Origin of the sequence: Streptomyces sp. Ag109_G2-15, from assembly GCF_900215565.1 — a bacterium.
Classification (GTDB): domain Bacteria; phylum Actinomycetota; class Actinomycetes; order Streptomycetales; family Streptomycetaceae; genus Streptomyces; species Streptomyces diastatochromogenes.
Genome location: NZ_OCNI01000001.1, coordinates 4,447,669 through 4,469,373, shown reverse-complemented (window position 1 = coordinate 4,469,373; position 21,705 = coordinate 4,447,669). Strand labels below are relative to the sequence as shown.

The window sequence follows — 21,705 nt, the reverse complement described above, 5'->3', positions numbered from 1 at the left end:
GACCCGCGATGTCAGGTCACCCTGGGAACATGCCGCCGGTGACGTTGACGAAGGTGCCGGTGATGCCGGCCGCGTGGTCGCAGGCGAGGAAGACGGCGGTGGCGGCGATCTCGGCGAGGGTGGGGTTGCGGCGGGTCATGCGCATTCCGGCGAGGTGCTGCAGGATCCCGTCGACGTTCACGTTCGGGTCGACGGCCTTCAGCTTCTCCTCGCTGAACGTCTCCGGCACCCCGGCCGCCCAGAGCCCCACCGCACGCACCCCGCGCGGCCCCAGCTCGATGGCGAGGTTCCGCACGAGCGTGTCGATCGCCGCGTCGGCCGGCCCGGTGCCGCCCATCATCGGACTGCCCTGCGCGGAGCCGCTGTTGAGGGTGAGGATCACCCCCGAGCCCCGCTCGGCCATGCGGCGGCCGGCGGCGCGGGCGGTGAGGAAGTTGGCGCGGATGCCGGTGGTGACGGGCCGCAGGAAGTCGTCGGCGGCCATCTCGGTCAGCGGCATGCCCTGCACGTCCCCGCGGGTGACGAGGTTGAACGAGATGTCGATGGTGTCGACGCGCCCGGCGTGCGCCTCCACGGCCGCCTCGTCGAGCGCGTCGAGGACCGCCGTCTCCGCGTGCCCGCCGGCCGCCTCGATGTCCTCGGCCACCACCTCCAGCGTCTCCTGGGTGCGCCCCACGAGGTGGACGCGGGCGCCCTCCGCGGCGAAGGCGCGGGCGACCGCACCGCCGATGGAGCCGCCGGCGCCGTAGACGATCGCGGTCTTGTCGGTGAGCTGCATGATGATCTCCCTGCGGGTCATGTCGTACGAGTCGGTCATGCAGACGTACGGCGTCCCTGTGACTCATCGGTCACAGCCGCAGCGGCAGCCCGAACGCCGGGAAGAGATGTGGCTCGAAGGAGGTGATCTCCACGATCCGCCCGCCGTCGAAGCGGAGCACGTCCAGCACCTGGGCGCGGTAAACGGTCGTACCGGGCCGACGGACGTAACCCCCGGCGGCGAGCTGCCCGTTGGCACGGGCGGGCAGGTGGCGCCAGTGCCCGAGGAACATCGGGGAGGCGGGGTCGAGGCTGGGGCGCAGGAAGCCGAGGAGGGCGTCGCGGCCGGTGAACCAGTACGGGTTGGGCGGCATGGTGAGGACGACGTCCTCGGCGAGCAGCTCTGCCATCGCGTCGAAGTCGAGCCGCTCGGCGGCGGCCATGTACCGCCGCAGAAGGGCGCGTTCGCGCTCGGTGGGCGGGGCAGCCGTCCATTCCTCGCGCTGGTCGGGCAGGTGCGTGCGCAGGGCCGGCCGGGCGCGCTGCAGCGCGCTGTTGACCGAGGCCACGGAGGTGTCCAGCGCCTCGGCGGTCTCGGCGGCGGTGAGTCCGAGCAGGTCCCGCAGGACGAGCGCGGCCCGCTGCCGGGCGGGCAGATGCTGGAGCGCGGCCAGCAGCACCAGTTCGACGGTCTCCCGGGAGACGGCGGCGGCGTCGGGCCGCTCCCCCTCCGCTCCGGGCAGCTGGTCGTCCGGGTAGGGCTGCAGCCAGGTGACGCGGGCGGGCGGCTCGTCGCTGCCGTGCCGCATGCCGGGCAGGGGTTCATAGCGCTGGGGGCGGCGGGCGGTACGGCGCTGGAAGTCGAGGCAGGCGTGGGTGGCGATGCGGTACAGCCAGGTACGGACACTCGCCCGCCCCTGATAGCCGTCCCTGGCCCGCCAGGCACGCAGAAACGTCTCCTGCACGAGATCCTCGGCGTCGTCGTACGAACCCGTCATCCGGTAGCAGTGGGCACGGATCTCACGGCGGTGGGACTCGGTGAGGGCGGCGAAGTCGGTTTCGGTGAAGGTGCTTTCGGTGCTCTCGGTGCCGTCGGCGCTTCGGGCGGGGATTTCCGTAACGGCGGTCGGCGTGACGGATTGTCCGGCGGCCTCCTGCGCGACCCGGGCGATGCGCCGCAGCCGGGCGACGGAGGAGGACAGCTCGCTCACACCGGCGTACAGCGCGGCGGCGGGCCGCGGCACCAGTTCCCGCGCCTGCCGTCCGACAGCGTCGATCAACTCCTCCAGCCCGCTGCCGCCGCCCTGCCGCTCCCGGTACGCCTTCTGCCGACAGGCGGCGGAGCAGTACACCGAGCTACGGCCCCTGCGGCCGCCCCGTGTGGAAAGGGGGCCGCCACAACTCGCACAGGTCTCCACGGTCACGGGCGCCTCCCGTCATGGTCCGGACGGCGGCGATCCTACGGGGGCCGACGCGATGTCCGGATCCCGCCGGTCATCGGCCGGGCCCCGCGCCACGCTGCTTCCATGACTACCTACCACGCACGACCGCTGACCCCTCCGGTTCTCAAGGAGCTGCGCACCTGCGACGACGCGGGCCGCCCCCTGCTCCCCTTCACCGACGCCGAAGGCGGCGCCCCCCTGCGCTGCTGCCTGCGCCGCAGCGCACCCGGCGAGCGCATCGCCCTGGTCTCGTACGCACCCCTGCGCCGCTGGGCGGCCGAGACGGGCACCGACCCGGGGGCCTACGACGAACAGGGCCCCGTCTTCATCCACGCCGACGACTGCCCCGGCCCGGCCGACACCACCCTGCCCTTCACCAACGCCCACCGCACGGTGCGCCGTTACTCCACCGACGGCCGCATCCTGGGCGGCCGCCTGGTCGACGACCCGTCCGGTTTCGAGGGTGCGTTCGCGGAGGCGTTCGCCGATCCCGAGGTGGGGGTCGTGCACGTGCGGGCGGTGGAGTACGGGTGCTTCTTGTATGAGGTGCGGCGGCCTTACAGCGGCTGACACAACGAGCCGAGCTGTCGGCGAGTGATGAGCAATAATGCCTCAGCCCTCTGCCAGGCCCTGGCGGAGGGCGAGAATGGCGAGGCGTACCCGATTGGGGCATGTGCAGGTCCATCAGCACGACGTCCGGTTGCAGGCGTTCGGCCAGCCGCACCGCGTCCGCGCCGTTCACGGCCTCTCCGGCCTCCTCCGCCTCGCCTCAACACGCAAGACGTCGGCCGGATCCTGTCAGGTCACTTCGTCACACGTCTTACAGCGCCCGCCCGCCCCATCGAAGCCACCGTCATGATCAAGGCAGGCCACCTCTACGAACTGCACTACGAGTTCACGCCCGAGCGATGCCGCTGGGACCCGCCGCGTCCTGCAGGGCCTCCAGCACCCTGCCCACCGCCGCTCCCGCCTCCGCCCCCTTCCGCACCGCCGCCACCACATGCCGTACCGGACGGTCCTCACCCAGTTCGCGCATCACCACGCCCTCGCGGCGGGCCGCGGCCATCCGGGGGACCAGGGCGACGCCCATCCCCGCCTCGACCATGGCCAGGATCGCGGTCCAGCCGGAGGCCGAGTGGCCCTGGTGGGGGCTGAAACCGGCGGACTCGCAGGCGCGGCGGGTGATGTCGGACCAGGGGCCGCTGCCGCCGAAGATCCAGGGTTCGGCGGCGAGGTCGGTGAGGGTCAGGGAGGGGGTGGTGGCCAGGGGGTGGGACGGGGGGAGGGCGATGTCCAAGGGGTCGGCGAGGAGGGGGAGGCGGGCGAAGCGGGGGTCGGCCGCGCTCGGGGCCTCGGCGGCGAGGGAGAGGGCCAGGTCGACCTCACCGGCGGAGAGGAGGTCGTAGGCCTCGGCGGCTTCGGCCTCGCGGACCCGTACGGTCACACCCGGGTGCGTCGCCCGCAGGGACCGTACGGCCGGTACGACCAGGGCGGGCACCGCCGTGGAGAAGGCGCCGACCCGCACCTCGCCCGCCTCGCCCTGCGCGTAGGACTCCAACGCCGCGTCGGCGCGCTCCAGTTGTTCGAAGACCGGCTCGGTGTGCCGCAGCACCAGCCGGGCGGCGTCCGTCAGCCGGACCCGGCGGCCCTGGGCCTCCAGCAGCGGCACGCCGAGCTGCCGGGCGAGGTTGGTGAGCTGCTGGGAGACCGCGGAGGGGGTCATGTGCAGGGCCTCGGCCGTCGCGGTGACGGTGCCCCGTTCCCGGAGGGTGCGCAGGATCTGCAGCTTCCTCAGGTCCCACTCGGTCATGCCGGCACGTTACACGCGCGACCGGAGTACGGGCGGGATCGGCCGTCACCTGCGGGATCCCGCACCCAGCGTCACCCCGCCCAGGATCAGCGCCATGCAGAGGAGTTGGGGCCGGCTGGTGTTCTCGCCGAGCAGGGCCCAGGAGAGTACGGCCACGCAGATGGGCTGGAGGTAGTAGACGATGCCCGCGCGGGCGGCGCCGATCAGGGCGATGGCCTTGCTCCAGGCGAAGAAGGCGACCGCGGAGGAGGCCACGCCGACGTAGAGGAGGGGGAGGAGCGTGCCGGGTGTCGGGTGGAAGGCGCCTTGGGTGGCGAGGCTTGCCGCCTGTACGGGCAGCAGCAGGACCGTGCCGACGAGGAACGTGGTGAACAGGAAGGCGGTGCCGTCCAGTTCGGCGGGGCGGCGGCGGAGCAGCGCGCTGTAGGCGGCGAAGCAGCAGGACGCGGCGATCATCCACAGGTCGCCGGCGCCGAAGCTCGCGCCGCCGCCCATGAGCAGCAGCACGCCCGCGCAGGCCGTCAGCAGTCCGAGGGTCCGCCGCGCTCCGAGCCGTACGCCGCCCAGCCGCTCGAACACCGCCATCAGGACCGGCGAGGCGGCCATGATCATGCCCATGGTGGGGGCCGGGGTGGTCAGGCCCGCCTGGTTGACGAGGGTGTTGTAGACGGCGACGCCGAGGAGGGAGGCGAGGAGGACGTAGCGGGCGTGGCGTCGGATCAGGGCCCGTTGCCGCCAGGCCCGGCGGGCGCCGAAGGGGGCCACGGCCACCAGGGCGATCACCCAGCGCCAGAAGGCGTGCTGGATCGGCGGGACGCTGTCGTGCAGCGCGCGGGAGGTGACGAAGCTGCCGGACCAGACGACGGTGGCGAGGGCGGCCAGGGCCAGGCCGAGCACGGGGGCGGCGGTCTTGCGGGGGCGGGTGGTGGAGGCAGGGGAGGCGGTGGTCCGGTGCAGGACGGCTGCCACTGGGGTCCTTTCGCTGTGGGGTGGGTGGATGTGCACCTACCGTCGCAGCGCCGGAACCGTCAGGTCCATCGAATCTTTTCGAGCGGTTTTTTCAGCAGAGCTGAATGATTGGCGGCGCCCCGCGCCCAACTGCCCGGCCACCGTCGCCCCGAACGCCAGCGCCATGCCGGCCACCTGCAGCGGCGTGAGCGCCTGCCCGAGGGCCGCCCAGCCGACCACGGCGGCGGTCAGCGGGGAGAGCGGGCCGAGGAAGCCGACCTGGGTGGCGCTGAGCCGGCCGATGCCGCGGAACCAGAGCCAGTAGGCGAGCGCGGTGTTCGCCAGCGCCAAGTAGAGGTAGCCGCCGGCGGCACGGCCGTCGAGCGCGGGCGGGGCGCCCTCGGCCAGGAAGGCGACCGGCGCGATGAGCAGGCCGCCCGCGGTGAGCTGCCAGCCGGTGAGCGCCAGCGGGCCGACGCCGTCGGGGCGGCCCCATCGCTTGGTCAGCACCGTCCCGGCGGCCATCGAGGCGGTGGAGGCGACGGCCGCGAGCACCCCGACCACGTCCAGGGCACCGGCCCCCTTGAGGACGACGAGACTCACCCCGAACGCGGCGACGACCCCGGCGACCAGCGTGCGCGCGGCCGGCCGCTGCCCGAGGAGGAGCGCCGAGAGGCCCACGACGAACAGCGGCCCGACGGAGCCGACGACGGCGGCCATCCCGCCGGGCAGCCGGTACGCCGACACGAACAGCAGCGGGAAGAAGGCGCCGATGTTCAGCGCGCCCAGCACGAACGCCTTCGCCCACCAGGCGCCGCGCGGCAGCACCCGGGTCAGCGCCAGCAGGACGAGCCCGGCGGGCAGGGCCCGCATCAGGGCGGTGAACAGGGGGCGGTCGGCCGGGAGGAACTCGGTGGTGACGGCGTAGGTGGTGCCCCAGGAGACGGGGGCGAGGGCGGTGAGCAGGACGGTCATGGGCCGTTTCATCGCAGGTCCTTTCGGATTCCGAAGATGTGGGGTCAGGCCGTGACGGGAGCGGGGGTGGCGGCGCCACCGTGGGTCACGGTCACCGGCTGGGGCCGTACCGCCTCCGCCGGCAGCCGGCGCTCCACCCGGATCAGCAGGGCGGCGGCGACCGCCGAGGTGAGGACGAGGACGGCCCACGGCGCCCGGCCGTCCAGCGCGAGCAGGGCCGTGAACAGGGACGGCGCCACCGCCTTCGCCAGCGACCAGGACATCTGGTAGGCCGCCATGTACCGGCCGCGCACCGCCTCGGGCGCCGCCGAGACGGCGAGGACCTCGGCGGCGGGGCTGTGGATCAGCTCGCCGATCGTGTAGACGACGACCACGGCGACCAGGGCGACGCCCAGGACCGCGCCCGAGCCGGGCCGCAGGGTGCCGAGCACGATCTGCGCGGCGAAGGCGGTCGCGAACAGGGCCCCGCCCAGCGCCGCCGCCCGGGTGCGCCGGGCGCCGGCCCGCCGGACCCGCGAGCCGACGAAGACGCCGGCCACCGCGCACAGCACCGTGTTGATGGTGAACGCGGCACCCGTGAACGCGGCGGGCCCGTGCAGCCACTCCACGACGAACAGCGGGAAGAGGATCGAGAGGGCCGAATAGCTCAGCGCGTTCAGGAAGTTGGCGCCGGTGACGGCCAGGAAGGGCCGGTCGGCGAGGACGAGCCGGTAACCGGCGCCCGCCCGCCGCGGGGCCGGGGCTCCGCCGGCCGCGCGCACCGGCTTCAGCGGGCGCAGCAGCAGCGCCGCCAGAGCGAAGGAGAGGGCGTTGCCCCAGGCCGCGTACGTGTACCCGGCGCTGCCCGCGAAGGCGATGACCAGCGTGGCCAGCAGCGAGCCCGCGCCGTTGCCGGCGTTCTGCAGCGCGCGCGTCGACGCCTGCAGCCGGTCCCGGCCGGCCCCGCGTGCCACCTCACCGATCAGGGACTGCTGTGCGGCGGGGAACGCGCGGTCGGCGGCCGCGGTGACCAGGGCCACGGCCGCGAAGGCGGCGAGGGAGTGGGCGAGGGGGTAGAGGGCGAAGCCGGCGACCCGGACGCCGTAGAGCAGGTACTGCACGCGCTTGGCGCCGTACCGGTCAACCGCCGCTCCGGCGAGCGGAAGTGCGCCGATGCCCACGAGACCGGTGGCCGTGAGCACGGCGCCCACGACCGCGAAGGACAGCCCGGTGACGTAGTGGAAGAACACCAGCGTGAACGGGATGTACATGCCGGTGCCGACGCCGTTGACCGCGGCGGCGACGGGCAGGGCCCACTCCCCCGGGACGCGCTCGCTCTCCCCGCTCTTCCTCTTCATCGTGCCTCCCCCTCCGAAATGACTTGATGGAAAGTAGCTTAACGCTAAGCAACTTTTCGTCAAGCTACTTTCTTGCGGGCGACCGAACGAAGCCGGATACTCACCCCATGAACCCGAGCCAGCCCCCCAGGGACCCCGTCGACGCGATCATCGACCAGTGGGCGGCGGTGCGGCCCGACCTGGACACGAAGGCGATGGAGGTCTTCGGGCGGATCTACCGCCTCTCCCGCGCCATGGGCGACCGCATGGAGAAGGCCTACGCCCCCTACGGCATCTCACGCGGCGAGTTCGACGTCCTCGCTACCCTGCGCCGCTCCGGTGAGCCGTACACCCTCTCCCCGCGCCAGCTCTCGGCGACGCTGATGCTCACCACCGGCGGCATGACCGGCCGCCTCGACAAACTGGAACGGGCCGGCCTGCTGCGCCGCTCCCCCGACCCCCACGACCGCCGCGGCCTCCAGGTCACGCTGACCGAGAAGGGGCTGGACGTCATCGACCGGGCGGTCGGCGCGGGCCTCGACGTCCAGACGGCGGCCCTGACCTCCCTCGACACGGAACAGGCCGACCAACTGGCCAGCCTGCTACGGGAGTTGCTCGCGGGGACTCAGGGGGCGGAGCACTAGGCAGACTGGGTGCGGGTGAGGAGGAGGATCTGATTGGGGCGGGGGCCGCTTGATGAGGCGTCGAGAGCGGCCAGGCTCTGCCAGACGATGTACATGTGGCCGCTTCTGCGTTGATGGCGCCAACCTGAATCGTCCAGGTCGACCATCGCGGCGATGAGAGCCGTGCGGGCGGAAGACAGCACTCGCGCATCGCAGGGGATGGTGCGGTCGCGTATCGCCGTGAGCAGTTCCGTGACGCCTTCCACCAGCACCTGCGCTTGATCAGCCGGGTAATTGTGGGCTGTTGACCGGAGGATGTCGCGCTGAGGGCGTATGTGACGGGTCGGATCCTCTGGTGCCCGTGGATCGGAAGGTCCTGTGGCCCGCCTTCCTTCAGTTGCTCGGGCCACCAAGAAGTCGTCCAGGGCGGTGAGTCCGGGGGGCTCCGCGTCATGGGTGGCGATGAATGGCCAGCCGGGCACCTGCCGGTTGCACAGGGAACGGAAGGCGTTCAGGGAGAGCGTCAGCACCTGCGTGTGGGAGTCGCGGGTGAGGCTGAGAGCGAGGTTGAGGGCGAGATCGAGATTGAGGTCGCGCAAGAAGGGGTGGGGCGGGGAGAACGAGAGGGCTCGGTCGAGGGCGCGGACGAGGTCAGGGGCGGGGCCGCGGACATCGGCGGATTCGAGGGCGAGGTCGAGGGTACGGATCAGGCCCTCGTCGAGGCCCTGGGCGTGTTCGAGGGCACGGTCGAGGTCGAGACGGTGGGCGTGTGGGAGCGCGCGGCCGAGGGTGGGGTCGATGGCGAGATCCCAGGCGAGCTCGTGAACGCGGTCGAGGCTGGTGTCGGGGTCGAGGATCTCGGCGGCATGGGCGCCGACGACCGAGTGGGCGTGTGCGAGGGCGCGAGCGAGAACGGGGTCCAGGTTGAGCGAGAGCTCTTGGACGGGAACGGTCTCGACGGCGCGAGTAAAGGCGTGGGCGAGGTCGAATGCTCGCAGGAAAGCGGGGGCGAGCACGCGGTTGTCGGTGAAGGCCTCGGCACACAGGCGGACGTCGTCGATGGCGATTGCCATGGCCAGGATGAGGGGGAGTTTCAGGGCGGACACGGCAGGGGCACCGCGGAGCGCCGAAGCGTGTGTAAGCGCGGTGGTGAGGACCTTGATCCAGGTCTCCACCTGCGTGCGCTGTGGCTCCGGCGTAGCCATGAGCCGCAGATAGAGGGTGATCCGTTCCCGATCGGCGGCGACGAGAGGGCGGAGCTGCTCGGCTGGGTAGGCGTAAGGCCAGTCGACGCCCTGCGGCTGATGAAGGACCGTCTCGTTGCCGTCAAGAGCCCAGACGGTGTGGCGGGTGAGGTCAGCGGCCAGGGCGGCGGGGTCACCCAGCTCCGCCGGGGTCGGCAGCCGGTAGGCGGTCTCGCCGTCTCCGGTGAGGGCGTTGATCCAGTCGACGAAGCGTTCGGCGTCACCGGCCTGCATGCCTACCGCCACGCCGCTGTCGCTCCCTGACGGGTCCGGGAGGACGGGATGGTGACGGCCCGCCGCTTCCTCCTCGTTGACGAACGCCATGTACAGGGCATGGGGAACAGGCCGCGCGCACAACGCGGTCGTGTCATCGATCCGGATGGTCTCGCGCAGGGCCCGCGTGGCCAGGATCCCGGCCACGAGGCGCGCACGGGCGGGATCGCGAGGCTGGCCGGGCGCGGGCGGGGCCAGCAAGGCTTCCAGCCGGACCCGAGCGTCGGGGTCGAGTGTTCTTGCCTCCTCGGCGCAGTCGAAGGCCAGGGCCAGGGCGGGGACCGTGCCGCTGTCGAGGCAGGCAATGATGACGGGCGTGGCGTCGTTGCCGGCGGACCAGAGCAGGATCGTCTCCCGCCACCACGGGTCGTTGACGTTCGCCGTCAGGACGGTGGTGTCGGCGTGCGGGATGCCGAGCTGGGCGGCGGCCAGGTACTCCTGCAGCGTGAGGTGGGCGAAGCCGTACACATCATGGTCACGCTCGACCAGCAGGCCGCTCTTGCGGGCCTCCTCCAGGAACACCTCGGCGCTCACGTGGCCCGGAACCTGCCGAAGGGCCAGTCGGATCGCCCTCGCGGCGTCACGCACCGGCCAGTCGCGGACCCTGGCCCTCATCATGGCCAGGGCCAGGTGCTGGGCGACGTGCTGCTTGTGCGGACCGGCAAGGCCCGTGGCGTCGGTCAGACCTCGGGCTTCGGAGCGGCGGTGGAGCAGTACGTCGCACATCTCGCCGTACAACTCGGCTCGACTACCTGGCAGTTGTCCTCGATAGCGGTGCACGTTCGCCGTCATCGTCAGCAGCAGAGGGTTCGCCGCCAGGTCGTACAGGGCTGCTTGTCTGCGCAGGCGGGCCAGCAGGTCCGCGGCGGTCCTGGCAGCAGCGGCTCGTACCTCGTGACCGGTGGCACCCCGGGCGCGGCTCTCCGTCGCGTACGACCACTGGCGCAGGAAGCGCTCGATCTGCTGCCAGGTGAAGCGGCGTACCTGGAGGACCTCCGCGCCCGGCAGCGGATTCGACTCGTAGCCGTGGGGCCGGGACGTCACCACATACGTGTTGTGCGGGTGCCGCTGGATCTGACGAGCGACCCAGGCCACCACCCGGCCTCGTTCCGTCGGGTCGGCGACCTCGTCCAGGCCGTCCAGCAGGACCACGCAGCCTCCGCGGTCGAGGCGGCGGGCGAGCCAGCGTGCCGCGACCTTGCCGTCCAGCCAACCTGCCGAGACCGCCACCGTCTCCAGCGTCGGGGGTTCGTCGGCCAGGAGGGCCGTGGCGTGGTCACGGAGGTAAAGCAGTACGGGCAGGCGTCTCTTCCACGGGCGCCAGCGGTGTGCGCACAGCTCCAGGGCCGTGTTGCGGGCCAGCGTCGTCTTGCCGGAGCCCGGGCCGCCGATGACCGCCAGGACCCGGGACGCCTCGTCGCGTTCGGCATCCCGGAGCACCGATGCCAGGCTTCTGCGTTCTCCGCCGCCCACCGAACCGAGGTACGGCTCCCTGGCCGCCGCATGCAGTACCTGCGGTACGACACTGACGTCGACGTACACCTGACGCATCCGGAAGACGAACTCGCTCTGCGTGGCGATGCCGACGGTCTCCATGTCCTGGACGCTCGCCCGCAGCTGCCGCAGGTACACGCGGCGGCCGCCGCGTGCGGTACCGGTGTTCTCACCCCCGGCGGGGGCGGAGGTGGTTCCCAGCTCCGAGTAGACGAGGCTCAGTGCCGACACGCAGAGCGAGGCGTACAGCCAGGTCCAGCTGAGTCTGCCGTCGTTGAGCACCTGGTTCGTCGCCACGCCCACCGTGACCAACAGCCCGGCCCCCGCCAGGATGCGGAACGCTCGGCGTAACCCCGTCATCCCCTGCCCCCTGTCCGCCCGTGCCGCTCGCACCAGCCAAGCGCGTGTATGCCCTTCCTGGAGGCGCAGTTGACGGATTCGAGATCTTCAGGGCCCCTCTCACTTCTGCGCGTGTTCGTTCACGGCCGCCTCGATCCGAACCGCGTCCGTGGAGTCCGCCGCCCAGGCCACGTATCCGTCGGGGCGCACCAGCACCGTCGTACGACGGTCGCTCGCCCACCGCACCACGGCGAGCCGCTCCTCGCGGCCGCCCTCGTACGGCTCCGGGGTGATCAGGACGAACCGGCCGCCGCGCAGGGCCTCGTAGAGGCGGCCGCCGTCGGCCAGGGCGACGTCCGGGACGCGGGTTCCGGTGAGGCGGTGGGCGCCGCGGGGCACGGGGTAGCGGTAACCGATGCCGGTGATCTGGCCGGCGACCTTGCGGCGAGCCGGGCCCACGGCGTCGAGGAAAGTGGTGAGTGCGGCGCGGGCCGCCAGCGTCCAGGGGCGCTTGGCCATGGCGAGGCGGACGATGCCGCCGCTGCTGCGCAGCACCGCCCTGCCGACCGGGTGGCGCTCGGCCTGGTAGCTGTCGAGCAGCTCCGGGGCCGCGTGGCCGGTGACGACGGCGGCGAGCTTCCAGCTCAGGTTGGCCGCGTCCTGCAGCCCGGTGTTCATGCCCTGGCCGCCGGCCGGGGTGTGCACGTGGGCGGCGTCCCCGGCGAGGAAGATCCGGCCGACCCGGTAGGCGGGCGCCTGGCGCTCGTCACTGTGGAACCGGGACATCCAGCGGGCGTCGTGCATCCCGAAGTCCCGGCCGAGCGCGAGGCGGGTGATCTCCTTGACCTCGGCCAGGTCCAGCGGCTCCCGGTCGGGGACGTTGCGGCCGCGGTGCCAGCCGATCACCCGGTAGTAGCCGTCGCCGAACGGTGCGAGGAAGGCGAAGGCGTCGCCGACGGCGTTGACGGTGAGCAGGGTCGGGGGCTTCTCCGCGAGCCGCACGTCGGCGAGGACGACGGAGCGGATCACCGACCTGCCGGGGAAGGGCAGGCCGATCACGTCCCGCACGACGCTGCGCATGCCGTCGGCGCCGACGACGTACGCGGCCCGCAGGCTCTCCGTCCGGCCTCCGGGTCCGCGGGCCTCCACCGTCACGCCGTCCGCGTCCTGGGTGAGGCCGGTCAGCTCGGTCTCGTACCGGAAGTCGACGCCCGCCTCGGCCGCACGCCGCTCCAGCACCTTCTCCACCTCGTACTGCGGGAGGACGAGGAGGTGGTTGAAGCGGGAGGGGAGGGTGTCGAGGTCGATGGTGAGGCGGCCGAAGAGGCGGAGCCGGTCCAGGGGTTGACCGACGGCCTCCAGGTCGTCGGCGAGGCCCCGGGCGTCGAGCTGTTCGAGCGTGCGGGCGTGCAGGACGAAGGCCCGGGAGAGGTTGCTGATCTTGCGCGGGCGCTTTTCGAGGACGGTGACCGGGACGCCGGCGGTGGCGAGGTCACCGGCGAGGAGGAGGCCGGTGGGGCCGGAGCCGACGACGAGGACGCGAGGGGTGGTACCGGGACCGGTGGTGTCAGTGGTGCTGGTGGTTCCAGTGGTGCCGTTCATCGGAGGCCTCCTGGGGTGCCAACGGCCGTTTGCCAACAGGCGTTGACCAACGCTTGTTGGCAAACGTAGGACGGTCTACGAGTAATGTCAACGCTTGTTGGCCCACGCATGTTGGCCTACGCTTGTTGGCATGACCGGCAGCCCCAGCACAAGCACAGATTCCGGTACCGGCAAGGCGACCCGCCGCTCCGACGCCACCCGTACCGCGATCCTCGCCGCCGCCCGCGAGCGCTTCGCGGCTGACGGCTACGAGCGGGCCACCATCCGCGCCATCGCCAAGGACGCGCGCATCGACCCGTCGATGGTGATGCGGTACTTCGGCAGCAAAGAGGGCCTGTTCGCAGCGGCCGTCGCGCTCGACCTGCGGCTGCCGGACCTGACGCGGGTACCCCGGGACGAGGCCGGCCTGACGCTGGTGACCCACTTCCTCAGCCTGTGGGAGGAGAACGAGGAACTCACGGCCGTACTGCGGGTGGGCGCCACCAACCAGGCCGGGGCCGAGCGCATGCAGGGCATCTTCCGGGACCAACTACTGCCGGTGGCCCGGCAGGTGTGCCCCGATCCGGAGCAGGTGCCTGCTCGGGCCGCGCTCTGCGCCTCGCAGCTGCTCGGGCTCGCGCTCACCCGTTATGTGCTGCGGCTGCCGCCGGCGGTGGCCCTGCACCGCGAGGAGCTCGTGGCGTGGCTGGGACCGACCGTGCAGCGGTACCTGACCGCGCCGAGCCCCTGAGACCCGCCCGGGAAAACACCGAGGGCGCCGACCCCACCGCACACATGCGGCAGATCGGCGCCCCAGGCAGAGATCAGGTTCGCGCTCAGGCCTTCGCCTTGGCCTTCGCCGCACCGGGCTTGACCACGCGGATCTTGGACTTGTCCAGGACCATCACCAGCCCGGTGATGATCGCGAACAGCGCCACCGGAAGCAGCACGTACAGGCCCAGCGTCGCGCCGACGCTCAGGCCCGTGCCGGGGTCGTCACCGTCGTCGCGGGTCAGCGCGAGCGCGGGGGACGACATGAGCAGCATCATCAGCGTCGTACCGGCGGCCAGGGCGCCGGCGCGCAGGGCGTTCTTCTTGTCCACGTTCTCAAGTTAGCGAACGCCCAGGAAGGCCGCGCGCCCGGGGTGCCCTATGCGGGCCCGCCCTCCCGGAGAGCCGCCAGCAGCGCCCTGAGCCGAGGTGAGGCCGTCAGTTCCTCCAGGGGCACCGGCCTGCCGTCCGCGTCGGCGATCGGCAGGCGCCAGTTCGGGTACTGGTCCCAGGTACCCGGCAGGTTCTGCGGGCGGCGGTCGCCGACGCCGTCCGGGAGCCAGACGCCGATCAGGCGGGCCGGGGTGCGCAGCAGGTAGCGGTACACGCCCTGGATCTCCGCCTCCTCGTCGGATCCCGGGGGCCCGGCGGCCGGGCTGTCGAGCAGGCCCAGGCTGCCCAGCAGGGCGAGCCACTCCGCGGTGTCCGCGGTCGCCTCCGCGCGCTCCTCGGTGACCGGGCGGGTCAGCAGGCCGAGGCGGTCGCGCAGGTCGACGTGGTCGCCGGTGAGCCGGGCGGCGGTGGGCGGCAGGTCGTGGGTGGTGGCGGTGGCCAGGCAGTCGGCGCGCCAGCGCTCCGGCGGCAGCGGGTGGCCGTCGCCCTCCCAGTCCCGCTCGAACCACAGCACGGAGGTGCCGAGCACCCCGCGCCGCTGCAGCGTCTCGCGCACCCCCGGCTCCACGGTGCCCAGGTCCTCGCCGATCACCACCGATCCGGCGCGGGAGGCCTCCAGGAGGAGCAGGGCGAGCATGGCGTCGGCGTCGTAGCGGACGTAGGTGCCCTCGGTGGGCGGGCTGCCGACGGGCACCCACCACAGCCGGAACAGGCCCATCACGTGGTCGATGCGCAGGGCGCCGGCGTAGCGGAAGAGGGCGCGCAGGAGGTGGCGGTAGGGGGCGTGACCGGAGGCTGCGAGGCGGTCGGGGCGCCAGGGGGGCAGCCCCCAGTCCTGGCCGCGGGCGTTGAAGGCGTCGGGCGGGGCGCCGACCGACATGCCGGCGGCGAAGTGGTCCTGCTGGGCCCAGGCGTCCGCGCCCCCGGGGTGCACGCCGACGGCGAGGTCGTGGACGATCCCGACGGGCATGCCGGCCTCCCGGGCGGCGCGCTGGGCGGCGCGGAGCCCGCTGTCGGTGAGCCAGGCGAGCCGGGCGTGGAAGTCGACCCGGTCGGCCAGCTCGGCGCGGGCGCGGGCGGTCTCGGTGGAGCGCGGGTCGCGCAGTCTTTCGGGCCAGCCGTGCCAGTCGGGGCCGTGGGTCTCGGCGAGGGCGCACCAGGTGGCGTGGTCCTCCAGCGCCTGCCCCTCCTCGGCGCGGAAGGCGTCGTACGCGGCCTGCCGTCCCGGTCCGAGCGGGACCCGGACGACCAGCTCAAGGGCCTGCCGCTTCAGCTCCCACACCGCGTCCCGGTCGATGAGGGCGCCCTTGTCGAGGACGTCGGCGCGCAGCCGCTCGGCGCGCTCCAGCAGGGCGCGGACCCGGCCCTGGTCCTCGACGTACGCGAACTCGGGGATCTCCTCGATCCGCAGGTGGACGGGGTCGGGGTAGCGGCGCGAGGAGGGCCGGTACGGGGACGGGTCGGTCGGGGTCCCGGGTACGGCCGCGTGCAGCGGGTTGACCTGCACGAACCCGGCTCCGGCGGTCCGCGCGGCCCAGCCGGCCAGCTCGGCGAGGTCACCGAGGTCGCCCATGCCCCAGGAGCGCCGGGAGAGCAGCGAGTACAGCTGGACGAGCAGGCCGTGGGAGCGGGCGGCGGGGGCGGGCAGCCGGTCGGGGGCGACGATGAGGTGGGTGTACCCGGTGCGTCCGTCGGGTGCGGTGGCGCTCACCCGGTGCACACCGGCGGGCAGCCCCTCGATCCCGTCCCGCTCCTCCCCCTGCTCGGTCTCGACGCGCAGGCGGGTGCCGGGCGGCAGCGCGGCGAAGGCGGGCGGCGGCCCCGCGGTGCCGGCCCACTGGACCACCGTCGTCGGCAGCAGCCGGGCGCGCAGCTCGCGCTCCCGTGCGGCGAGCGCGGTGCGGACGGCGTCCGGGGTGCTCGCGTCGACGCCGAGGGCGGCCAGGGCGGCGACCACGGCGGAGGCGGAGACCGCGACCGTACGCTCCGGGGCGGGGCTGTAGGAGGTGGCGACCCCGTGCAGCCCGGCGAGCCGGGACAGCTGCTCGTCCTCGAGCGCCGCGGCCATCTACAGCCCCGCGCCGAAGGAGGCCGGGACGGGGTCGGACTCGCTGGTCAGCGGGGCGGCGTCGGCGAGCGGCGGCTCGCTGGTCAGGGGCTCGGCATCAGGCAGCGGCGGCTCGCTGGTCAGCGGCGCCTCGGCGCACGCGCTCTCCGCGCTGAAGACGCAGGCGGGCACCTCCTGGGTCTCGGCGGACTGCTCCGCCACGGGTTTCCACTGGGCCGGAATCGGGGGATGCGCGGGTGCGGCCACGGGGGCCTCCTTACCTCTGAGTCTTTTAGCCGGATTGCCCGGATTCTCCGGGTCTTTTCGCCGGGCCGGATGCCGCGGCTTGCGAGGGTCAAAGGCAGGCCTACCCCGAGACCGCGACGACACTCTCCAGGACCGGTGGAGCACGGATGCGCGCGCCTCGTGATCCGTGGGCCCCCGGCCGGTCGATAGACGGGGTGTGAGACTGTTCCGCCCCATGGGGGGCCAGCGGGAGAAGGACGGCGCGGGGGACGCGGCACTGCTGCGGGCCGTCGCGGCGGGGGATCCGGCGGCGATGGCCGACCTGTACGACCGGCACGCGGGATGGCTGCACGCCCGGCTGACGCGGCGCTGCGCCGATCCGGAGGTCGTACGGGAAGTACTGCAGGACACCTTCGTCACGGTGTGGCGGTCGGCGGCCGGGCATCGCGGGGAGGAGGCCGGCGGCTGGCTGTGGACGATCGCGGCGCGGCGGCTGGTCGACGCGCGTCGGGCACAGGAGCGGGCCGCGCGGGTGGCGGGGCCGCCGCTGGAACCCGAGCCCCACGGGGGGTACGAGCCCGCGGCCTCCGCCGAGGACAGGGTGCTGGCCGGGCTGGAGTACGGCGATGTCGGCACCGCCCTCGACCGGATCTCCCCCGAGCTGCGCGAGGTGCTGCGCGCGACCGTCGTCGACGGGTTGAGCACCCGTGAGGCGGCCCGGCTGCTCGGCATACCCGAGGGCACGGTCAAGTCCCGAGCCCGGCGCGCCCGCGCCGAACTACGCACGGCCCTGGGCCACTTGAACCCGTCCCCGCTGGGAGGCATGGCATGAGCAACGGCAACGCGCGCAACTGGCACGCCTCCGACGGTCTCGTCGCCCGCTACGCCGACGGCTCCCTTCCGGAGCCGGACGCGTGGTCCCTGGAGAAACACGTGGAGGGCTGCGCCGGATGCGCGGCGCGGGTGTCGCGGGCGGTGCACGGTACGGCGGCGGGGGCGGTGCTGGCCCAGGTGCGGGAGTCGGTGCTGGCGGCGGCGCCGGTCCTGAAGCCGGCGCCGGTACGGCAGGTCACCCCGGAGGCACCCCCGGCCCCGGCACCGCCCCGGCTCGCCCGGCTCCTGTGGGCCGTCGGGCCCGCCGTGCGCGGGGCCTGGCTGCCCGCGGTGCTGCTGGTCGCCGTGGGGGCGATGGCCCTGGGGTACGGGGGCGGGTTCCCCGACGCCCGGGCGCTGCTGCTCGCGGTCGCCCCCGTCGTGCCCGTTGCCGGGGTCGCCCTGTCCTACGGGCCGCACGCCGACCCGCTGTACGAGGTCGTCGCGGCCACCCCGGCCGGCGGGCTGCGGCTGGCGCTGACCCGGACGGCCGCCGTCCTCGGGGTGAGCCTGCCGCTGCTGACCGTCGCCGGCCTGCTGCTGCCCGCCTCCGGCGCTCCGGCGGCCGCGGCCTGGCTGCTGCCGGGGCTGGCGCTGACGCTGGGCTCGCTGGCCCTGGCCTCCTTCGTCGGCTGCCGCACGGCGTCCGGCGTCACGGCGGGGGGCTGGCTGTGCGCCGTCCTCGCACCGGTGTCCGCGGCGCCGGCCGACGGAGCCGGCGCACGGCTGGCCGAGCAGCTCTCCCGTTGCCTCGACGGCACCGGGACGCAGGGCGCGTGGGCCGCGGCGGCCGTCCTGAGCACCGCACTGCTGGTCGTCCGCCGCCCGGCCTACGACAGCCTGATGCACAGCTGACGACGAGGGGCGCCGTACGACCCGGTCCGGTCCTCGACCGCCCCGCCCAGCGCCTGCTTCCTCTTGCCTCATGGGCCGCACCGGCTTTCGCGACCACCTTGCGGCCCACCCACGGCGGCCTCGCCGCCCCCCCAACCACTCGAACGGCAGCCGCGCGACCGCCCCGCGGTCCGTCCCGGCCCCATCCCTGGAGACATCGTGAGTTCCATACGCGTGACCGGCCTACGGGTCCGGCACCGCAAGACCCTTGCGCTCGACTCGGTCGATCTGGCCCTCGGCACCGGCGTGCACGGGCTGCTCGGGCCGAACGGCGCCGGCAAGACCTCTCTGATCCGGGTGCTGGCCACGGTGGCGCAGCCGTCCGGCGGGAGGATGGAGATCCTCGGGCAGGACAGTACCGACCAGCGCGGGCGCGCCAGGATCCGGCGCCGGCTCGGCTACCTTCCCCAGGAGTTCGGCTACTACCCCGGCTTCACGGTGCGGGAGTTCGTGGCGTACGTGGCCTGGCTGAAGGAGCTGCCCGGCACCCAGGTCCCGGCCGCCGTGGAGCGGGCCGTGGCCCGGGTCGGGCTCGCCGACCGCATCGACGCGAAGATCAAGACGCTGTCCGGGGGCATGGTCCGCCGCGTCGGCATCGCCCAGGCCATCGTCAACGACCCGAGCGTGCTGCTGCTGGACGAGCCGACCGCGGGGCTCGACCCCGAGCAGCGCGTGGAGTTCCGCGAGCTGCTGAGGGAGCTGGGGGCGTCGGCCACCGTGGTGGTCTCCACCCACCTGGTGGAGGACGTGGCCGCCGCCTGCACGGAGGTCACCCTCCTTGACCGGGGCCGGATCGCCTACCGGGGCACCCCCGAGGCGCTCACCGCGCTCGGCGCGGCCTCGCACGGCCCGGGCGACCACCCGATCGAGCGCGGGTACACCGCCGCGCTGCGGGCCCACCGCACCCCCTGGGGCACGGAGGCGGTGCGATGACCCTCGTGACGGAACCGACGGCGGCCGTCCGGACCTCGCACCCGCTGCGCGCCGAGTCGGTCCGCGGCTTCGCTCCCTTCGCCGGGGCGGGGATCCTGCTGACGCTCGGCGCGATGCTGGCCGGGTCCTCGGCCCGCTGGCAGGGCGGCTGGGCGGAGACCGCCGCCCAACTGCACCAAGCGGTGCTGATCACCGCCCCGTTCGCCGCCGCCGCGGGCTGCTGGCAGGGCGGCCGGGAGCGGCGGCGGCACACCGAGGAACTGTGGGGGACGGTCGTACGCACACCGCTCGTGCGGTTCCTGGCGTCCGCCCTGCCGGTCGTCGCCTGGGTGGTCGCCGGCTACCTGGCCGCAGCGGCCTTCGCGATGCTCGCCACCTGGCCCTTCGCCCGGGGCGACCGGCCGCACCTGGCCCTGCTGCCGGGGGACGCGGTGGCCACGGCCGCCGCCGCGCTGCTGGGGCATGTGGTGGGTCGCGTCGTCCCCACCCGGCTGGCGGCGCCGCTGCTGGCGATGGCCGGGTACGTGGGGCTCGGCATGGCGTCGACCGCCCGGTCGGGCTCCGGCATCCACCTCAATCCCGCCTTTCCCGTCCCGTTCGCCTCGCTGCCGGTGTGGTGGCAGCCGATGGCGATGGCGCTGTGGACGGGCGGGCTGGCGGTCGCGGCCACACTGGCGTACGCCGCCCGACGCCGGGTGAAGGCCCTGGTGCCCCTGGCCGTCGCCGTGACCGCGGGGGCACTGCTCGCCCACACCGGGAACGGCCTGTGGCACCGGGACCCGCTCGTCCACCGTCAGGTCTGCGACACCTCCACCACCCCGGCCGTCTGTGTCAACGCCCGGTACGCGGGCATGCTCCCGCAGGTCAGCGGGGCCCTGTCGGGGGTCACCGGCAAGCTGAAGGGCGTACGGAACCTGCCGGTGCGGTGGGCGGACCGGAACGGCGCCCCCCGTGCCCACGAGGCCGAGCTGCCGACCCTGGCGCCGTTCGGCTGGTCGGTGGTACGGGGCCGGCTGACCAGTCCGACGGAGTTCGCGTGGCAGGCCGTGGGGTCGCTGCAGAACCCCGACTGCCCCGTGGAGAAGCCGAACGCCCGTGTGCAGCGGGCGGACGACGTCGTGGCGGCCTACCTGGCGCCGAGCCCCCAGCAGAAGTACTTCGACGACCTGGACGCCCAGGGAGACGCGTCCCACCGCGCGGAGCTGCGCAAGCGCCGCGCCGCCAAGGCCCGTTTCGCGGCGATGACCGGGGACGAGCGCCGCGCGTGGCTGTCCGCGTACTTCGCCGCCCGGGGCGACTGCGACCCGAAGGGGGTGCCGTCCCTGTGACCGGACTCCTCCTGTACGCGCGCTCCCGCGCGCTGCCGACCGCCCTGGCCGCCCTCGCCGGCACCGCCGCCTTCGCGCTCTGGGCCGCCGGCCGCCTGGACACCTATGTGGACCCCGACCGCCGGGTGCCCATCGTCGCCCTGGCCCCCCTGCTGGCCGCCGCCGTGATCGGCACGACCCTGTACACGGCGTCGGACGAACTGGACCGGACCGCCGTACGCCCCTGGTGGCCGCGCCGGCTGCTGCAGCTGGCGGCGCTGACCGCGCTGGCGGCGGCGCTGCTGCCGCTCGCGGTGCTCGGGCATCCGGAGGTCTTCGGGCCCGCGACGGTGATCCGCAACGTACTCGGGTGTACGGGGCTCACGGTGGCGGCAGCCGTACTGCTCGGCGCACGGCTGAGCTGGCTGCCCGTCTTCGGGTACGTCACCGCCGTGTATCTGGGCTCCTCGGGGGCGCGCGGGCGCGCGGCGACGGTGTGGGCGTGGCCGATGCAGCCGGGTGCGCAACCGGGCGCCTGGGCAGCTGCGCTGGTGGCTTTCGCCATGGGCGCCGCCCTGTACGCCGTACGCGGGGCGCGCGCGGAAGGACCCCGCGGCTGAACGGAGCCGCTCGGCCACGGGGTACACAAAGGCCCGGATCGTCAGGCGGAGATGCCGTCGATCCGGGCCATGGCGTCGTCCGCGCCGAACGGCTGCAAGTAGGGCAGCCAGCGCGGGTCCCTATGGCCGGTCCCGATGATGCGCCAGGCCAGACCGGAAGGCGGGGCCGGTTTGTGGCGCAGCCGCCAGCCGATCTCGACGAGGTGCTTGTCGGCCTTCACGTGGTTGCAGCGGCGGCAGGAGGCCACCACGTTGTCCCAGACGTGCTTGCCCCCGCGGCTGCGCGGGATGACGTGGTCGACGCTGGTTGCGACGCCACCGCAGTACATGCACCGGCCCCCGTCGCGGGCGAACAGCGCCCTGCGGGTAAGAGGAACGGGCCCCCGATAGGGAACCCGGACGAATCGCTTGAGCCGGACCACGCTGGGTGCGGGGACTGTGACGGTTGCGCTGTGCATATAGGCGCCGGATTCCTCGAGGGAGACCGCCTTGTTCTCCAGGACGAGGACGAGCGCGCGACGAAGCGGTACGACGCCGAGCGGCTCGTACGACGCGTTGAGGACCAGGACATGCGGCACGGGGGCCTCCTTGGGCGTCGGCGGCGCGTGGCTTGCGCCGGGACGATCTGCAGTCAGTCTCCCCTCTTGCCTGGTGGAAGCGCCACCATGTCCCGGTAACGGGCTGGGAGTGTTTTCGACCACACCGGATTCATCCCCAGGATCATGGCCTGTTCAAGCCCGGGTGAGACCGGTCTCTCCTGAGCCTCTCCACCGCGGAACGGCATGGCGCACACACAATGCCCCGTTAGTGTGGTGGTCCT

Annotated in this window: 20 protein-coding genes; 8 read left to right on the top strand and 12 right to left on the bottom strand. The window is 73.5% G+C overall.

What is annotated here, in order from left to right; translation table 11 throughout:
- Positions 1 to 16: 16 nt before the first annotated feature.
- The gene (locus CRP49_RS20070; protein WP_097257454.1) at positions 17 to 778 is read right to left on the bottom strand and encodes an SDR family NAD(P)-dependent oxidoreductase; all 762 of its coding nucleotides are present in this window, start codon (positions 776 to 778) and stop codon (positions 17 to 19) included.
- A 70-nt stretch (positions 779 to 848) separates the two neighbouring features.
- A complete protein-coding gene (locus CRP49_RS20065) occupies positions 849 to 2,180 on the bottom strand; it encodes a sigma-70 family RNA polymerase sigma factor (protein ID WP_097254615.1) in 1,332 nt (443 codons plus the stop codon).
- Between the two features lie 102 nt (positions 2,181 to 2,282).
- Here CRP49_RS20065 and CRP49_RS20060 point away from each other — a divergent pair, with 102 nt between their 5' ends.
- On the top strand, positions 2,283 to 2,768 hold the full coding sequence (locus tag CRP49_RS20060) for a DUF1203 domain-containing protein (RefSeq protein ID WP_097254614.1): 486 nt from the start codon (positions 2,283 to 2,285) through the stop codon (positions 2,766 to 2,768).
- A gap of 325 nt (positions 2,769 to 3,093) precedes the next feature.
- Here the strand turns inward: CRP49_RS20060 and CRP49_RS20050 are convergent, their stop codons facing one another.
- Genes CRP49_RS20050 through CRP49_RS20035 form a run of 4 tightly spaced genes read right to left on the bottom strand, consistent with a single transcriptional unit; the run spans position 3,094 to position 7,268 of the window.
- Positions 3,094 to 4,008 (bottom strand): LysR family transcriptional regulator, encoded by a 915-nt coding sequence (locus tag CRP49_RS20050; protein ID WP_097254613.1) that lies wholly within the window; start codon positions 4,006 to 4,008, stop codon positions 3,094 to 3,096.
- Between the two features lie 45 nt (positions 4,009 to 4,053).
- On the bottom strand, positions 4,054 to 4,977 hold the full coding sequence (locus CRP49_RS20045) for a DMT family transporter (RefSeq protein WP_097254612.1): 924 nt from the start codon (positions 4,975 to 4,977) through the stop codon (positions 4,054 to 4,056).
- 36 nt (positions 4,978 to 5,013) lie between these two features.
- Positions 5,014 to 5,943 carry an EamA family transporter gene (locus CRP49_RS20040; RefSeq protein WP_097254611.1) on the bottom strand — a complete coding sequence of 310 codons (930 nt, stop codon included), beginning with the start codon at positions 5,941 to 5,943 and terminating at the stop codon, positions 5,014 to 5,016.
- Positions 5,944 to 5,975: 32 nt separating this feature from the next.
- Positions 5,976 to 7,268, bottom strand: coding sequence for an MFS transporter (locus CRP49_RS20035; RefSeq protein WP_097254610.1), 1,293 nt, complete (start codon positions 7,266 to 7,268; stop codon positions 5,976 to 5,978).
- 107 nt (positions 7,269 to 7,375) lie between these two features.
- Here CRP49_RS20035 and CRP49_RS20030 point away from each other — a divergent pair, with 107 nt between their 5' ends.
- The gene (locus CRP49_RS20030) at positions 7,376 to 7,891 is read left to right on the top strand and encodes a MarR family winged helix-turn-helix transcriptional regulator (protein WP_097254609.1); all 516 of its coding nucleotides are present in this window, start codon (positions 7,376 to 7,378) and stop codon (positions 7,889 to 7,891) included.
- Here the strand turns inward: CRP49_RS20030 and CRP49_RS20025 are convergent.
- Both CRP49_RS20025 and CRP49_RS20020 read right to left on the bottom strand, forming a co-directional pair.
- Entirely contained in the window at positions 7,888 to 11,241 is a 3,354-nt protein-coding gene (locus CRP49_RS20025; protein WP_097254608.1) for an NACHT domain-containing NTPase, read from the bottom strand. The genes CRP49_RS20030 and CRP49_RS20025 overlap by 4 nt on opposite strands.
- A gap of 99 nt (positions 11,242 to 11,340) precedes the next feature.
- On the bottom strand, positions 11,341 to 12,822 hold the full coding sequence (locus CRP49_RS20020; RefSeq protein WP_097254607.1) for an FAD-dependent monooxygenase: 1,482 nt from the start codon (positions 12,820 to 12,822) through the stop codon (positions 11,341 to 11,343).
- A 130-nt stretch (positions 12,823 to 12,952) separates the two neighbouring features.
- On the opposite strand from CRP49_RS20020, the gene CRP49_RS20015 reads away from it, so the two are divergent.
- The gene (locus CRP49_RS20015) at positions 12,953 to 13,552 is read left to right on the top strand and encodes a TetR family transcriptional regulator (protein ID WP_097254606.1); all 600 of its coding nucleotides are present in this window, start codon (positions 12,953 to 12,955) and stop codon (positions 13,550 to 13,552) included.
- A gap of 85 nt (positions 13,553 to 13,637) precedes the next feature.
- On the opposite strand, the gene CRP49_RS20010 is transcribed toward CRP49_RS20015, so the two are convergent.
- From CRP49_RS20010 to CRP49_RS20000, 3 genes are read right to left on the bottom strand one after another with little or no spacing between them, the layout of a single operon-like run.
- Entirely contained in the window at positions 13,638 to 13,904 is a 267-nt protein-coding gene (locus CRP49_RS20010; protein WP_097254605.1) for a hypothetical protein, read from the bottom strand.
- A gap of 47 nt (positions 13,905 to 13,951) precedes the next feature.
- On the bottom strand, positions 13,952 to 16,033 hold the full coding sequence (gene malQ, locus CRP49_RS20005) for a 4-alpha-glucanotransferase (protein WP_097254604.1): 2,082 nt from the start codon (positions 16,031 to 16,033) through the stop codon (positions 13,952 to 13,954).
- Positions 16,034 to 16,279: a hypothetical protein gene (locus CRP49_RS20000; protein WP_097254603.1), complete on the bottom strand. Its 246-nt coding sequence runs from the start codon at positions 16,277 to 16,279 to the stop codon at positions 16,034 to 16,036. It abuts the gene before it with no gap.
- A 214-nt stretch (positions 16,280 to 16,493) separates the two neighbouring features.
- Here CRP49_RS20000 and CRP49_RS19995 point away from each other — a divergent pair, with 214 nt between their 5' ends.
- The 5 genes from CRP49_RS19995 (at position 16,494) to CRP49_RS19975 (ending at position 20,885) form a co-directional block, all read left to right on the top strand.
- Positions 16,494 to 17,090 (top strand): RNA polymerase sigma factor, encoded by a 597-nt coding sequence (locus CRP49_RS19995; protein WP_097254602.1) that lies wholly within the window; start codon positions 16,494 to 16,496, stop codon positions 17,088 to 17,090.
- Positions 17,087 to 17,986, top strand: coding sequence for a zf-HC2 domain-containing protein (locus CRP49_RS19990; RefSeq protein ID WP_097254601.1), 900 nt, complete (start codon positions 17,087 to 17,089; stop codon positions 17,984 to 17,986). Before CRP49_RS19995 ends, CRP49_RS19990 begins: the two co-directional genes overlap by 4 nt.
- Positions 17,987 to 18,199: 213 nt before the next feature.
- Complete coding sequence (locus CRP49_RS19985) at positions 18,200 to 18,958, top strand: ABC transporter ATP-binding protein (protein ID WP_097254600.1); 759 nt, start codon at positions 18,200 to 18,202, stop codon at positions 18,956 to 18,958.
- Positions 18,955 to 20,286 (top strand): hypothetical protein, encoded by a 1,332-nt coding sequence (locus CRP49_RS19980; protein ID WP_097254599.1) that lies wholly within the window; start codon positions 18,955 to 18,957, stop codon positions 20,284 to 20,286. The genes CRP49_RS19985 and CRP49_RS19980 overlap by 4 nt, the downstream gene beginning before the upstream one ends.
- The gene (locus CRP49_RS19975; protein WP_097254598.1) at positions 20,283 to 20,885 is read left to right on the top strand and encodes a hypothetical protein; all 603 of its coding nucleotides are present in this window, start codon (positions 20,283 to 20,285) and stop codon (positions 20,883 to 20,885) included. The genes CRP49_RS19980 and CRP49_RS19975 overlap by 4 nt, the downstream gene beginning before the upstream one ends.
- A 41-nt stretch (positions 20,886 to 20,926) precedes the next feature.
- Here the strand turns inward: CRP49_RS19975 and CRP49_RS19970 are convergent, their stop codons facing one another.
- The gene (locus tag CRP49_RS19970; RefSeq protein ID WP_094214599.1) at positions 20,927 to 21,463 is read right to left on the bottom strand and encodes an HNH endonuclease; all 537 of its coding nucleotides are present in this window, start codon (positions 21,461 to 21,463) and stop codon (positions 20,927 to 20,929) included.
- Positions 21,464 to 21,705: the final 242 nt, after the last annotated feature.